Source organism: Photorhabdus aballayi, assembly GCF_026153155.1.
GTDB lineage: Bacteria > Pseudomonadota > Gammaproteobacteria > Enterobacterales > Enterobacteriaceae > Photorhabdus > Photorhabdus luminescens.
Map to the genome: position 1 here is coordinate 24,865 of NZ_JAPFCD010000030.1, position 13,552 is coordinate 38,416.

Below are 13,552 nucleotides of genomic sequence, written 5' to 3' on the forward strand. Positions count from 1 at the left end.
GTTTCCTGAATTATGGGTGATAGGCTTGGGTGAAACTGGCAGACAGCGAGTAATTCCCGCCGCCGAGGGCTATCGTCTTGTACGCGTCACAGCGATAAAGCCCGACATCAGCCAGTAAAGGGGTCCACTGAAATGACTTATAACCGCTGTGACGATCAAAGAAATCAACAATCGCGCGGATATACGTCTCGTTACCCACAAATGACAGTTCCCACTTTTGAGTTCTTGGGTGAAGTCCATCCCCGGCCACTTGTGTATAACCATCCCCGAATTGGGCTTTTCTGACTCGAAAATTCACATCAACAGCCGCTTGAACACGGGGTGACCACGTAAATATTTCAATCATTTATCTTCTCCACAACGGGCCTCCGGGACGTAAATCTCTGTCTCTGAGTTCGCGATAACGGCTATCAACAAAAGTTGCTATCTGAGATCCAAACGCTTCCAACCCTGCTGGGGCTTGTGAGGAAGCATTTCCATTACCATCGATTTGTATAAAGACTTGCGGCGCGGCGCTGGCTGCTTGTGCATTGTGGCTGGAAGCTCTAACACCTAATGAACCGTCTGGGCCGCGTTTCAACGGTAAAATTGCCTCTGGCCCGGCTTCACCCATTAAGCCCGTTGCACCTTTGGAAAACGCAAAAAGTGTCGGGCTGCTGACTATTTGTCCGCTGTAAGCACTTAGGCTTGGAGAGGAATAAACGCCTCCTTTAGCGTTCAACTTTGGCGGCATTGGTACAAGCTGACCATTGGCTTTTGTAACTTCTCCACTAGCGCCGGAAAATCCGCCGAATAAGCCCGAAACCGCATTGGTTATCATGGCTTGCATAGCAATGCGAATCAGATCTTGAATGATGGACTGTGCCAGTGAAGCAGTAAGTTCTTTCAGAGAGTCAGAGAAACTCTTTGTTCCCATGAGCATCCCTGTTAGCGCATTTCCTGTCCGCTGCTCAACTGCATCTAACAGATTCATCTGCATTTTCTGAAAGCTTCCCTGGCTTGCATACAACTCTTTTGCTGCGGTGAGTTGAGATTCCTTTGATTTATTAGTTGCAGAAGTTACCAGTTGTTCATAGCGCTCCTTACTGATAATGCCATCTTCATAATAGGCCGTATAAAGAGCCTTCTGCTGTTCAAGCTGATTTTGCAATTGAATGATGGGATCGACCTCACCGGCCATATCAACATGCGGGGCGGACGCCGCTTTAGCCTGTTCAGCTAATCTTTCTTTCGTTGCTTCTTGATTGAGAACCAACCTAGCCGTGAGGTATTCACGTTCAGTCAGTAATCTCGCATCAAAAATCGCCTTAAGTTCTTTGCTAGCATCGGACTCTTGACGAATTATAGCTTTAGCAGGTGCGTACTTTTCCGCTAATGCCATGCGCTCACGCTGATAATTTTCTTCATTCAATACAAGTAACTTGCTAACTTCCGACTGAGAGGCTCCGGCCTTTTTTGCTAATGCAAGAATTTTCTGATGAGTTTCATTCTCACTCGTACCTATCCGCGTCAGGCTATCAGCATGTGCACTTTCTATTTCACGACGCAATTGTTGATATTGACTCAACGTCTGCTGCCTTTTTGATCCCCCTGCATTTGAGCCATTGCCCGTCCAAGGGCTGGCTGGTTTTTCTTCTTGTGGTTTTGTTTCTTGTGGTTTTACTTCGAACTTACCACCCGCTAATACCTTTTTTCCATTAGCAATATTTTCATTTATTTTCTGCTCGGCAGTTTTAAGGTCTTCTAATTTGCTCTCTATTTGTTTCTTTTCTTTTTCTAGCCTCTTGGGATCATCATATAAAAACCCCAGTACCCCTTCCCGGCGAGATTTTGAGATATTAATTCGGGTATCAGAATATCGTCCCAATTGGCTTTCTAACTGATTCTTCTCTTTTTTTATATTTTCTAAGTCATCCTGCCATCCATCCATTTTTAATTCTATTTTGACTTTAGATAATTGTTGAAGCACCTCAACTGTTTCGATGGTTGCGTCTTTTAAATTGAGTATCTCTTTTCTTGACTCTACGCTTCTGTTATACAGATACACCAATGCTGAACCCGCCAACATTGCTGCACCGAAAGGCCCACCGAGCAGAGACAAGGCACCACTTGCTAACCCTGCCGAAACCGACAGCGCACGGGTCGAAAAAGATAATTGCCTATTTGCGGCAGCCAGTTTATTTTTTGCAGCCGCCTCACTGAGATTAGCTTCCCGAATTTGGCGACTGAGTGCGACATGTTCCTTTTGGTAACTAACATTAATACCATTTTGACGATTAATAACAGATTGTGTAGCCAGCCAACGCGCTTGTTCCCCCGCCTGATCGCGCATGGCTCGTGCTGCATCAATAGTTTGCCTTGCAATTTCCGCCTGTTGTTTTGCAGCGGATCGAGTAGCTTTTTCTGTGCCACGCCAGGCACTGATATTCTCCCGCAATCCCGCTGTAAGTTTGGTTCCCAGTGCAGGGATCAAAGTATAGAGAGCAATATTAGCTACTGCATTAAAATTATCAGATAAGCTGTTAACTGCCTCTGTTGCGGCTTTAACACCGGACCGCAAAGGCCCATCGGTGCTTTGACCGATTTTAATTGCCATTCCTTCGAATGCACTGGATAAACTGAGTAAATCGCCATTCAAGTTATTTACCCTGATCGCGGCCTGGTCATAGGCTGTTCGTGTTCCAGTCAGTGCAACAGTCAACTCATCAAGTTTATTTTTACTTTGAACCAGAATTGAAGCCGCATTGATGTTTTCTAAGCCAAATAACTTCACTGCTTCTTTTGTCGATAAATTCTTTTTTGATAAGTTCTCCAGTGCAGTAGACAGCCCGACAACTGAGGGCTTCAACTTTTTATCTGTTCCCTTTTCAAGATGCAAGATTACGTTACGCAGTGCGGTGCCAGCTTCACCACCTTTAACTTCACGTTCAGCAAGTACTTGAATAGCGGCATTAAGTTCTTCAAAACTGACTTTTGCTTGAGCGGCAGCTACCCCCCCGTTTTTAATTGCTGCGGCTGTATCTGTAATTTCTGATGAGCCGTGTTTTGCGCCCGCTGCCAGCACGTTAATATAGCGATCTGCTTCGGCAGCACTAACACCGAACTGATTGAGTGATAACGCAAGTGTTCTTGTTGCATCGGGCAAAGTCGTGCCGCCAGCTTGCGCCAAGATTAACGCTGAATTTGTTACCTTAATCAGCCCGTCGTTGGTTTTCATGAGTTCAGGTTTAGCGCTAGCCATCAATTTTAATGCTGCGGCGGCCTGGCTTGCGCTGTATTCAGTCGTGCGCCCCATGTGTTGCGCCGCATCATCAAATTGCTTCAATTGCGCACCTGTCGCACCGGTGATGGCAGACAGATCAGATAACGCTTGACTATATTGACGAGTTGTGCTGATAATACCGCCAAGAGAAAGACCGGTACCTCCAATTAAAGCCAGCTTCCCTGCCAATCCTGAAACTGCTTTCCCAACAGTCAAATAAGCCTGCTCTGCTTTCTTTGCATCATCTTGCACTTTTCTTGCAAAACGACTCGACTCACGGCCAGCTGAATCATACGCTTTAAACAAACTGGTTTTAAATTCTGTGCTGTTGAGTAATAACCCAACAGACAGCGTTGCTAAATTTGCCATTGTGTGAGTCCTTACAATAAAGCACGTATAACCGCTACACACTGCTCTTCTATTGAATCATCTTGCGGCGCAGCATTGGAATAAGATTGGGGAGTATTTACGGGCTTATCGTCATCGTGTTTGTTCCGAAGTTTGTAAAAAGCCTGCCAGTGGAGCAGAATGTCGGCCGGGAGGGCCGCTATTTTTCGTGGATCTGTCTCGCCGTGATGATCTGCCATACTAAAGATGAAGTTCAACAACGGCGAGTTGATTAGTTTTTTTCTGCTTCCTCTAGCGTGCCGATTGAATGCCTCTTAACTTTTGCAATTGCATCAAGCAAGGCCACGTTATCATGCGCCATCAAAAGTTCGTCAGCTGTTGGAACCTCATCAACAGGCAACTTTTTACCTGTTTTATCAACAAGGCAATCAATAATAAGCTGGATGTTAAGCAGTGATGCTTTTCGAATATCACCTTCATCGCTTGCTTTTTGTACCGCCTCCTCTTGATCAAGTAGTTCAGCTGCACTTAAACGACGTAAATTAACTTTAGTTTCAAACAGTTCAACTTCCATGACGGTATTTTTGGTCTTCAACAGTGAAGCTTTTATGCTCATTATTTATTGCCTCCAGTTTGTGTTGGTGTTGGTTTAGTGGAAACCACGCCCCAGGTTAAATTGTTCTGCTTGCCCTTAACAGTGATCTGAATCACTTCACTCGCTGGAGCGGTAATTTCGCTCATTTCCCAGCCTGATAGCGCAAGAATCATTGTTGCCGTGCGTTTATTAGGCAGTTCAACATAGAGCTGCACGGTTTCGCGAGCTTGTGCGGCGTTAAGAAACGCTGCAAAATTGACATTTTCAGGATCATCAATGAACCCCAGCGTTTTTTCTGGTCCCTCTGGCATATCAGAAATAAATTGTTTGTTGGTATCAATGAGAGTTGTACAGTCAATAAAGCTGCCCGTTAACCCTGTGGCTCCCAGTGCTTTACAGTTAACAAGTGATTTTAAAACATCAACGGCTTCACCTGGTTTACCAAATTTAACGATGGTACCTGCGGGCAGCATTGCATACTCTGGCGAAGATTTATCAGCCATAATAATTACTCCAAGATATTAATTTATTTGCTATAAGTGGACAGTGCGTCGCGGATTTCCGCAGTGAGCGTTTTTAATACTGCGGACTTGTTATAGTCAAGTGCGGGTCGAATGAACGGGTTCGGTACCTGTTTAATGGTTCCTATTTCCTGTGCTAATGCTTTCATGTAGTGTTGTTTGGTCGGACCTACAGTGATCATTACCTCCTGATATTTTTTAGCCCGACTGCTGCGGATTTTAATATCATCACGCATATGTGGTCCGGGGCTGTTTTTGTCATACCCGGCATGCCGTTGCATATCTTCTTTGACGACTTCCATTGCGGCTTTACCCGCTGAACGTAGAATTTTGGTCTGTAGTTCAGCGTCTAGCTCATTGAGTTTTCGCCCCAGTTCTGCCAGTCCCTTAACTTCAACCCTCATCATGTAAATTCTCCGAATAGCAGATAATAAAATCACGGGTGATACGGTATTGCACCCGGCCTTTTGTCAGATCGGTTTTATCCTGATGTACATTGCCTCTTGTGACTGTTTGAACAGGATATTGCCCGATATAACCATGAGTGATATTTTCCCATGTCCTTATGACGGTCTTGTCTAGTTCAAGCAGACGGGCATAGTCATCAATGAGATAAATCGATATCTGAAACCGAGCGCTGACTAACGAAGTGACCGCCAGACCGGTGTCAAATTTCGGGTCGCTAATCCGCTGGTATGTCACGCCGTCTTGAATATTGTCAGGGAGTAACAAAGGGTAAGCGGGTAATCCGGTGATTTCTTCCAATGAGGCTTTAATATCATATTCGATCATGCCGCGTATCTGCCTCCGCTGTGATGAGAAGTTTGTCGGGTTTTGTGCGGTCTGCTGCACGAACGGTAAATACCCGCTCTTTCCATGCTATTTGCCAGTCAATATCAACATCTTTTCTCGGACGCAGAGTAAACAACAGCGTTTCAACAACCTGTTTCTGATCAAGTGTCCTGATTTTCCGGTTAGATATCGGTTCAATACCAGACCAAACGGTAGCGATTAACTCAGAAACTGTCTTTTCTGCCCCCGTTTTTGGATCGCGTATTGTTGTGACACGATGCAAACCGACGCGGAAACGTAGCTTGCCTGTTTCAATCATATTTTTCACTCATAATGGAATAAATCGGTAGGGTTCTAATAAGTTTTTGAATCCCGTGGGGAGGACTTTAGGCTCCCGGTTTTCATACCAAAACCCGACTGCCAGCATGATCGCTAATTTAATATCATCCGTGATCACCAGCCCTTCACTTACATCATCAGGCACCCGTTCATCAAAAAGGGAGCGGTTAATAAAATTTTCCGCGCGTTGACGAGCGGCTTTGGCATACGTTGTCAGTAAGTTATCTTCTTCATCCGTATCGATACGGCATTGAGCTCTGAGCTCTTCAATTGTCGGTACCATAATCATCCGGGCCCGTAACCTGTTGCCAGATTACAGGCACAAAAAAACCGCATCAGCGGCTGTTATAGAAAGGGTGCGGAATTTTTAAGCTGTACTTTTACCGGCACCGATCAACGCCTTGATAGCTGCGATATCTTCCAGAATGCAGTCAAAACGATGGAAAGCCAAAAATGCCGTTTGGTCAAAATCTGCGTAACGCTCAACCAAACGTTTCAGGGCCATGTATGTTACACGGCGAAGGATGAAGCGATCAAAGTCACCGCAAAACATGTACTTATTGCCCGCGCCGATGTCCGCAATGGCTTGATCGATTACGTACTGCATCCCAAGGACTGATGCCGGCGCAACACCAGCGATATCTGGCAGCCACAACGGGCGTTTATTACCGTCCACCATTTCCGCAAAGGTCTTTAATGTGGAATCGTTGAAAGCTAGCCGGAATTTAGGCGCATTTCGGTAAGCAGGATCAATGCTATGTTTCAGAGCATTAATATCTGTCCAATCCGGTATAGCCGATTTTGCTGTAACAGTACCCTTTACGGATAATTCTAAACCCTTCGGTTGCAGCGGTGTACCTGCGCCGGTTCCTTTCACAAGATACTTAGCTTCACCGCGCGCGATTCGTTGAGCAATGCGAGTTGCCAGATAAGCTTCAATATCTATTCCACTGTCTTGCAACAACTCATTAGACACCCGAATGATTTTAGATGAGAGCTTTTTCGCCCCCAACGAATCGGCGCCGAACTCTGTATCTTCTTCACTCGCGGCGGTGTTTTCACCCAACAACTCTCCTTCTTCTGCCGTGCCGTCTGCCGTTGCCCATCCGATGGTTTGCCCGTTTGAAGTACTGAGGATTTGTGCCACACTGGCAATGCCGCCGTAGGCTTTCATGACTTCAACCACCTTATTTAACATCTGGATGGGTATTGTATAACCACCTTTCTCATCCGGTGTTGTCCCTTGTGCACGTAGTTCCTTCAATGCTTGACGTTCTTCGGCATTCATTTCACCAATGCCATAACGAAGAAACTTATCAAAAGCCGCAGTGCGTTTTTCTTGCTGCTGTTTTTCTGGATCATTGTTCAAATGCTGACGTTGTTCTTCCTGCTTCTCTTCAACAAATTGCTGATCGATATCCCGAAGTTCTTCTTCGCGTGAAATCTGATCATCCAGTTTTTGTAACACCTCTTTGGCTTTATTCCATTCTGTACGCTGTTCATCCGTCCAGTTGTTATCGCCAATTTTGTCATGCAAAGCACGCATATCAGTAGCAACAGTGTTACGCTTTTGTTTTAAATCATGTAATTTCATCGTGGTATTTTCTCAATCTAAATATTTAATAAAGTCAGCAAGCGCTCACGCGCCATTTTTTGGTTAATGGCTTTCTGTAGCGCACCGTTGTTGCGTGCTTCCTGCCAAGCTTTCATTGAACGGACACCTGAATCAGCCTCTTGATACGCCGGATATGTCACCGGGCTAACATCAAATAAGCGCGAAAACTTATTGATTTCTCTGATAATAATTCCTTCATCATCTTCGTACCACTCCTCTCCATCTCTGGCGACACGGAATGAAAAAGAGGACTGGTTAATGTCACCCCGCTGCATGGGGGCCAGCACCAGATCACGAATGGTCTGAGTGTCCGGCGCTTGAATGTTGTATTGTAGTCCCCGTTCATCGACACTCAGAGCCAGTGTGCCAGAAGTACTACGACCTAAGATGAAATTAGGGTCATGGTTGAAAAGTCCGCGCACGTCATCATTCAAAACATCATCAAATGCCCCCGGTTTGATGATTTCGCGAAAGCCCCAGAGCGGCTCCGACCGGCTGTTAAACACTGAGCCATAACCGACAATTCGCGCTGGCTGGTTCTCCTGTGTTTCAGCACGGACTTCACCGCTGTAACAGCGCATTTCTCTGTCACTCATTCGGTTTTTCCTCTTTATTTTGGTCTGTATTAACAGAATTGGCCGCATTAACGCTGACAAGCATCTCATCCAGCCCGTCGACAGGGTTCATATCTTCAAGAGCGCGGACCTCGTTTCGACTCATCCAGCCGTCAGTAATAGCAAAATGGTAAAATTGGGCGCGTTCTTGCGGCGTACCCCGGAGCAATCCGGCAAGATTAAAGCGAACGTAATAACCTGCCTTGCGCTCCACGAGAGTAAATAAGCGACGGTTTAATTCTTGCTCCCAGTTTGTGACCCACGGCATGATCGTATAGCGGACAAATTGAATCGCTTGCTGGGTAATGTTAGAGAACGTGGCCTTTTCCAGATCATTAATCATGTGCGCCGGGACGTTAAAAATCCCGGCAATCTGTGACCTATTCAGTTTCATTAAATCAATTAGCTGAGCATCGACTGGGGAGACAGTCAGTGCTTTATAATCAAGATCGGCGGGGAGCAGTAACGTTTTATTTTCCTGATTTCGAAGAGCCTGCGCCGCTTTCCGCCAAACATCTTTCAGCCGTTCCCATGAGTCTTTTTTTAGCTCTCCTTTTACTGAGACAATCCCGGCCGGACGCGCATTACCACCAAAGAAGTTACTGGTGTATTGCTGCCCACTCATCCCCATGCCAATAGTTTCTGCATGCTGCAAAATGGGGCTTAAACCCATTTTTTGGTTATTACCCAGTGCCCGGATATGGATCATGTCGTGTGGACTGACTGCAAAGCTACCGTCTTCGTTATACACTCCGTATGTATAACGACCACCCGTATTAATCAGTGTTGTTTGCCACGGCATACAGGCATCAAGTTCAATAACTTCACCTTTTCGGTTTCGCTTCACCCACGTGTAACCATTTCCCCAACCTAAGATATGGCGCTGCTTAAGCTCACGCCACTTATAACTAGTTTGCCAATCATTCGGCTCATCATGCACCAAGTAAAAAACCGAGTGATCCCGTGCTTGTTCTACTGTGTCTCCTATTTTCCGCATCACATGCAACGGCATCTGAGCAACGTTAGATGACAATACATAGATACAGGCGTAGACCGCCGATAATTTCATTGAGGTTTCTGGACTGACATAAACATCACCAGACAGTAGCTCGTCATTATCGATACTTTCCGCCGTGATTGGCGTTGCCGGGTTTTCAAGTGGCTCGCTGCGAAAAATAGCATCAAGTAACACGCTTATTCCTCCATGCTGCTATCAGTGCAAATGCTAACAGTCCACCGCCTCCAGCTTGTAGCGCTATAGCCGTGCCGTATTGCAGGTAAAGCCCGAACATGAGCAAGCCGAAGCCTGTGAGCCCTAACAGGTCTATAATCAGTAGTTTCATAGCATTAATAATTCTTCATCAGGATCGAGAGAGGACAAGAAGTCCGAAGGCTCATTCAACATGGCCCGGCCAATTGCCATCATCAGGGCCACTGCACCGTCGATTTTGTTTTCGGATTGCTCTTTAATGGGGCGAACTACATCGTCGTTACCCGGTAGATATTTACCAACCACGTTACCTATACACCATGTCATAACGGGATTCCCATCATGATGGAAGCGCCCGGCTTCAATAGCAGCCTCCAATTCTTTCATGGGATCTGACATATTGGTGTAATTTTGGATAATAGTTATTGGGTTTAACCCTTCATCAGCTAATTGATGCGACAGATTAGTGGCACCGTGCGGATCAATGGGGCTTTCATCAATCGGGTTATTCATGTTATCCGCTTTGGCATCTTCCAAAATAACGCGATAATCAATTTCAGCCCCTTCTGTCACAGTAAGATGCCCGGTATTCACCCACTTTTGATAACGTTCCGCCGTGCGCTGCTGGTCCGTGTCCGTGCTATATACCGTGTCATACGGCACATAAAACTTGGGCGCAATACAGTAATAGTGCCTTTTCCCCGCCATTTCACGATAAAAAAGTTTGACCTTTGAATTCATATCCAACTTTCTCGCTAAGTCAAAAGAGAGAATGCAAGGCTGCCCTTCGAACTGTTCTAACGTCAGTGTCTTATCTTCACATTCTCGCCAACTGACTAAATTGAAGTAAGCCGCTCTGGCGGATACCCAAATGTTCAAGTGCTTAGTTTTAAAGGTGTTAGCCAGACGTGCGTTATTCTTTGCTCTGTTTTGCTGACTCAGGAGAAAATCAGCATAGACAGAAACCCCCATGTTTGGGTTGGCTTTTCTGAGTGTTTCCGGGTCTGTCCAATCATCCCCCTCATCAACGGTATAGATCACACCGAATAACTCATCATTAGGTACGGTACCGTTAAGCATTTCAATCACTTCACGCCGCTTGTCATAGCACGGTCCCTCTATGTTGTAACCCGCCGTTGTGATTGCCCACATTAGCGGCTGACGCCTTGATCCCATCCCCGTAAGCATCGTTGTATAAAGCGCATCAGTATCATGCTCGTGGTACTCGTCAACAATAGCGCAATGCGGACTGGCTCCGTCACCAGGATTACCAATCAGAGGTTCAAACCGGGCGCCATCTTCCGGGCGATTCATGTTTTTGGCATTCACTTCAATACCGAACGCTTCCGTTAATAAAGGAGTGCGTTTACACATTAATCTAGCTGGCCTGAATACTTCCCAAGCTTGTTTTTCTGTTGTTGCACCGGAATACACTTCCGCGCCAAATTCATCATCACAAGTAAAACAAAATAAGGCGACACCGGCTGAAATCGCTGATTTTCCGTTCTTACGGGGAATTTCTGTATAAACCTCACGAAAGCGACGCAGCTTTGTGCCTTTATGAACCCATCCGAACGCCGAACATACAATAAATAACTGCCACGGTTCCAGGGTGATCGGCATACGTTTAAACGCCCATTCGCCCTTTGTATGCGGGAGAAGCTGGATAAACCGCGCGGCTTTTTCCGCCAGGTCTTTGTCGAACCGGTACCTGAACTTTTTGCTTTTCTCCTGTGATAAATCCTCGATATGCCGCTGACAGGCATCAATAACATATTGACAGGCCGCAATCTTCCCGCGAACGATATCACGAGCATATTGATTTGCCGCGTTAACATTGGGATAAGATTTGCGACTCATGAAGTGATGATCCTGATGAATGGGTTTTCAACTTTAGCCTTACCTGCTACCCCAATTAACCGCTGCCGACTGCTGGGATCTAAACCCAACATGGAGCCGGTAGTACTCATTTCTGATTCTTGTTCTTTCTTCGCTGTTAACTCAGGATTTTTTATCGGGCCACCTGTCGCACCAGTTACCGTATTACCCTGCCTGGCAATATTCACAACAGCACGGCGCCAGAATTCATAGGCGACACACCAGCGCTCTAATACAGCAAGATCGGTAACGCACAAAATTCCCTGTCCACACAGTTCTTTAACTGTGAGTTCCCACATTGTGATCGCAAGATTTAATTCGTTCTCTTGAAACCAATCCGGGGGAAGAACGCCCTTTAATGGCATAAAAACCGGTTCATCTTTATTCAGAGCGCGTTTACCGGGATTGCCAGCCAATTCCTTACGTGCAGTAGGCTTAGCCCGACGTCCGGATCGGCCAGCCGTTCCTGCCATAATATAAAAATCTCCAAAAATGAAATAAAAACTGAAAATGCAGAGGAAAATTAACGCTTAAATTGGCTTATTTATCTCCCGGATTAAATTTCATTTTTCGCGGGCATAAAAATTCGACTGAGGCGGCGGTCCCATAAAGCGAGAGGGGTGGGGATTTGACCCGCCCCTCCCCCTACGAATAGTTCCATTTATGCTGGTTTCTTTTTGAAATTAAATATAAATATCAGGTGCATCATCGGTCATCTCATTCTCTCCGTTGCTGTCTTGCGTCTATGGCAAGGCCAGCATAGTGATTGCAGATTACTGTCATCATCAGTGCCGCCGCGGGCTTTGGGAATGATGTGGTCAACTGTAGTCGCAGTAACAGCTCTGCCATTACGTAAACAATCTTTACGTAAACAATCTTGGCACAAGTAGTTATCACGCTTCAGTATCCGCGTGCGTATGACATCCCACTTATTACCATAGCCGCGTTCGTGCCTACTCTTACCGCGTTGGTGGTTCTCCCACCCTGTATTCTGATGAGCAGTACAATAGCCGCTACGGTCTGTTGTTGTATGCGCACATCCCCGTTTACGACAAGCGCGTGGGATTCTAACTGGCATATCATCACCACTTTGAAAGCCGACCGCCGACTTGGGTCTCACGCATGACCCACTTATGGATCTCGTCTTGAACTATTCCCCGTATTACTTCACTGAGATGCTCATTATGTTTATTTATATTTGCCTTTGTCGTAGTTGCATTTTTAATAATTGCATTAGAATTTAATTGAACGATTTCAGTAATACGTTCAAGCTGTTCTTCTGTTTTATCCAACTCACTTCTATCTACATTAACGACAATATTTACTGTATATGTTTCAGCATTTACTGATTTATCTTTCATTTTCATTCCTCTGAATTTCGCCGGCTATTGGCCTACATCAAATAAAAATGCCACCAGCCCACACTCAGAATGAGCAAGGGCGTAATGGCATGAATTATCAGTATTGTCGTAGCCACTATTGAAATGACTACTGCAATACAGGCCGTCTCTCCGGCTGTCACATCGCTTCGCCTACCTACAGTTGATGTTACTGATATATGCCCGCTCCGGGGGTATTGGTTATTTTTGACTCTGCTGTACACTCGATAGAAAAGGAGGCTATGTCATGGTTAATACAAACAGACTGCGATAACCAGCGCCGAATTGTTTCCGAATTGGAAATAGTTAGATTCAGAGTTTCCTGCTAAAAAGTCGGTGGGCGCCCGCTGAGCAGACATAAAGAAATAACTACTATCAAGCACTCTTGCAGTAGAATGCTCTGAATTAGTTACTTGTCGTGTTTGAATATTGTGAATATAAAAAACAACTAGTAGATGATTGGTTTTTTACTGGATCGATAGTGGTCTAAGCATTGTTCCATACTGTCCCTGTTTCATGCCATGAGCAACAACAGCAAAATAACCCTGCATTCGATAACCGCCAGTTTCCCAATAAAGGTGATGTTTGAAATCATCACATATTTGTATATAAAGAGATGTAGAATTTAAAGCATTCAGAGATTCTCCTTTTGTCACCTGCTTAAAGTTATCAATCCATATTGTCATTGTTGCAGATACATTAAATGGAGGCTCTGCGGGAAATTCAGCATAGTCGACATCATCGCTGTTAAAATAAATGTTAATATAAACTCGCCTATGTATAGAATCTTGAAGAAAATTATTAAAGTCACAAGATTCCTTTGTCAATTGCCTCACGTAGCATGTCGTCTTGTGTGCATTCTTTTTGGGAAAGGTCAGCTCCTTGGATACAGAATATGCTTTCCATGCGTAATATGCAGCGACCCCACCAACAATAAGACTCACGATTGCTATACAATTACTCATTTGTTTAGTATCCGTAACTAGAAACTACCTAATT

General features: G+C 45.2%; 17 protein-coding genes. All 17 read right to left on the reverse strand.

All coding sequences use genetic code 11. The features are described from left to right. Positions 1-10: 10 nt before the first annotated feature. The gene (locus tag OO184_RS14970) at positions 11-346 is read right to left on the reverse strand and encodes a phage tail protein (protein ID WP_118984372.1); all 336 of its coding nucleotides are present in this window, start codon (positions 344-346) and stop codon (positions 11-13) included. After that, complete coding sequence (locus tag OO184_RS14975; protein WP_265379869.1) at positions 347-3,631, reverse strand: phage tail tape measure protein; 3,285 nt, start codon at positions 3,629-3,631, stop codon at positions 347-349. A gap of 11 nt (positions 3,632-3,642) precedes the next feature. Further along, on the reverse strand, positions 3,643-3,849 hold the full coding sequence (locus tag OO184_RS14980) for a hypothetical protein (protein ID WP_265379870.1): 207 nt from the start codon (positions 3,847-3,849) through the stop codon (positions 3,643-3,645). Positions 3,850-3,881: 32 nt separating this feature from the next. Then, complete coding sequence (locus OO184_RS14985; protein WP_265379871.1) at positions 3,882-4,226, reverse strand: phage tail protein; 345 nt, start codon at positions 4,224-4,226, stop codon at positions 3,882-3,884. Then, complete coding sequence (locus tag OO184_RS14990; protein ID WP_088371150.1) at positions 4,226-4,708, reverse strand: phage tail protein; 483 nt, start codon at positions 4,706-4,708, stop codon at positions 4,226-4,228. Before OO184_RS14990 ends, OO184_RS14985 begins: the two co-directional genes overlap by 1 nt. 23 nt (positions 4,709-4,731) lie before the next feature. Further along, entirely contained in the window at positions 4,732-5,133 is a 402-nt protein-coding gene (locus OO184_RS14995; RefSeq protein ID WP_265379872.1) for an HK97-gp10 family putative phage morphogenesis protein, read from the reverse strand. Beyond that, positions 5,120-5,518: a hypothetical protein gene (locus tag OO184_RS15000; protein WP_265379873.1), complete on the reverse strand. Its 399-nt coding sequence runs from the start codon at positions 5,516-5,518 to the stop codon at positions 5,120-5,122. The genes OO184_RS14995 and OO184_RS15000 overlap by 14 nt, the downstream gene beginning before the upstream one ends. Then, complete coding sequence (locus OO184_RS15005; protein ID WP_265379874.1) at positions 5,505-5,837, reverse strand: head-tail adaptor protein; 333 nt, start codon at positions 5,835-5,837, stop codon at positions 5,505-5,507. The genes OO184_RS15000 and OO184_RS15005 overlap by 14 nt, the downstream gene beginning before the upstream one ends. A gap of 9 nt (positions 5,838-5,846) precedes the next feature. Further along, positions 5,847-6,140, reverse strand: coding sequence for a head-tail connector protein (locus OO184_RS15010; RefSeq protein ID WP_265379875.1), 294 nt, complete (start codon positions 6,138-6,140; stop codon positions 5,847-5,849). A gap of 84 nt (positions 6,141-6,224) precedes the next feature. Continuing rightward, positions 6,225-7,451 carry a phage major capsid protein gene (locus OO184_RS15015; RefSeq protein ID WP_265379876.1) on the reverse strand — a complete coding sequence of 409 codons (1,227 nt, stop codon included), beginning with the start codon at positions 7,449-7,451 and terminating at the stop codon, positions 6,225-6,227. A gap of 17 nt (positions 7,452-7,468) precedes the next feature. Continuing rightward, positions 7,469-8,068, reverse strand: coding sequence for an HK97 family phage prohead protease (locus tag OO184_RS15020; RefSeq protein ID WP_132346797.1), 600 nt, complete (start codon positions 8,066-8,068; stop codon positions 7,469-7,471). Beyond that, a complete protein-coding gene (locus OO184_RS15025) occupies positions 8,061-9,278 on the reverse strand; it encodes a phage portal protein (protein WP_265379877.1) in 1,218 nt (405 codons plus the stop codon). The genes OO184_RS15020 and OO184_RS15025 overlap by 8 nt, the downstream gene beginning before the upstream one ends. Before the next feature lie 147 nt (positions 9,279-9,425). Then, the gene (locus tag OO184_RS15030) at positions 9,426-11,156 is read right to left on the reverse strand and encodes a terminase large subunit (protein WP_265379878.1); all 1,731 of its coding nucleotides are present in this window, start codon (positions 11,154-11,156) and stop codon (positions 9,426-9,428) included. Further along, positions 11,153-11,647 carry a phage terminase small subunit P27 family gene (locus OO184_RS15035; protein WP_265379879.1) on the reverse strand — a complete coding sequence of 165 codons (495 nt, stop codon included), beginning with the start codon at positions 11,645-11,647 and terminating at the stop codon, positions 11,153-11,155. Before OO184_RS15035 ends, OO184_RS15030 begins: the two co-directional genes overlap by 4 nt. 239 nt (positions 11,648-11,886) lie before the next feature. After that, positions 11,887-12,252 carry an HNH endonuclease gene (locus OO184_RS15040; RefSeq protein WP_265379880.1) on the reverse strand — a complete coding sequence of 122 codons (366 nt, stop codon included), beginning with the start codon at positions 12,250-12,252 and terminating at the stop codon, positions 11,887-11,889. Positions 12,253-12,256: 4 nt separating this feature from the next. Continuing rightward, positions 12,257-12,535 carry a hypothetical protein gene (locus OO184_RS15045; protein ID WP_265379881.1) on the reverse strand — a complete coding sequence of 93 codons (279 nt, stop codon included), beginning with the start codon at positions 12,533-12,535 and terminating at the stop codon, positions 12,257-12,259. Positions 12,536-13,020: 485 nt separating this feature from the next. Next, on the reverse strand, positions 13,021-13,518 hold the full coding sequence (locus OO184_RS15050; protein ID WP_265379882.1) for a hypothetical protein: 498 nt from the start codon (positions 13,516-13,518) through the stop codon (positions 13,021-13,023). Positions 13,519-13,552: the final 34 nt, after the last annotated feature.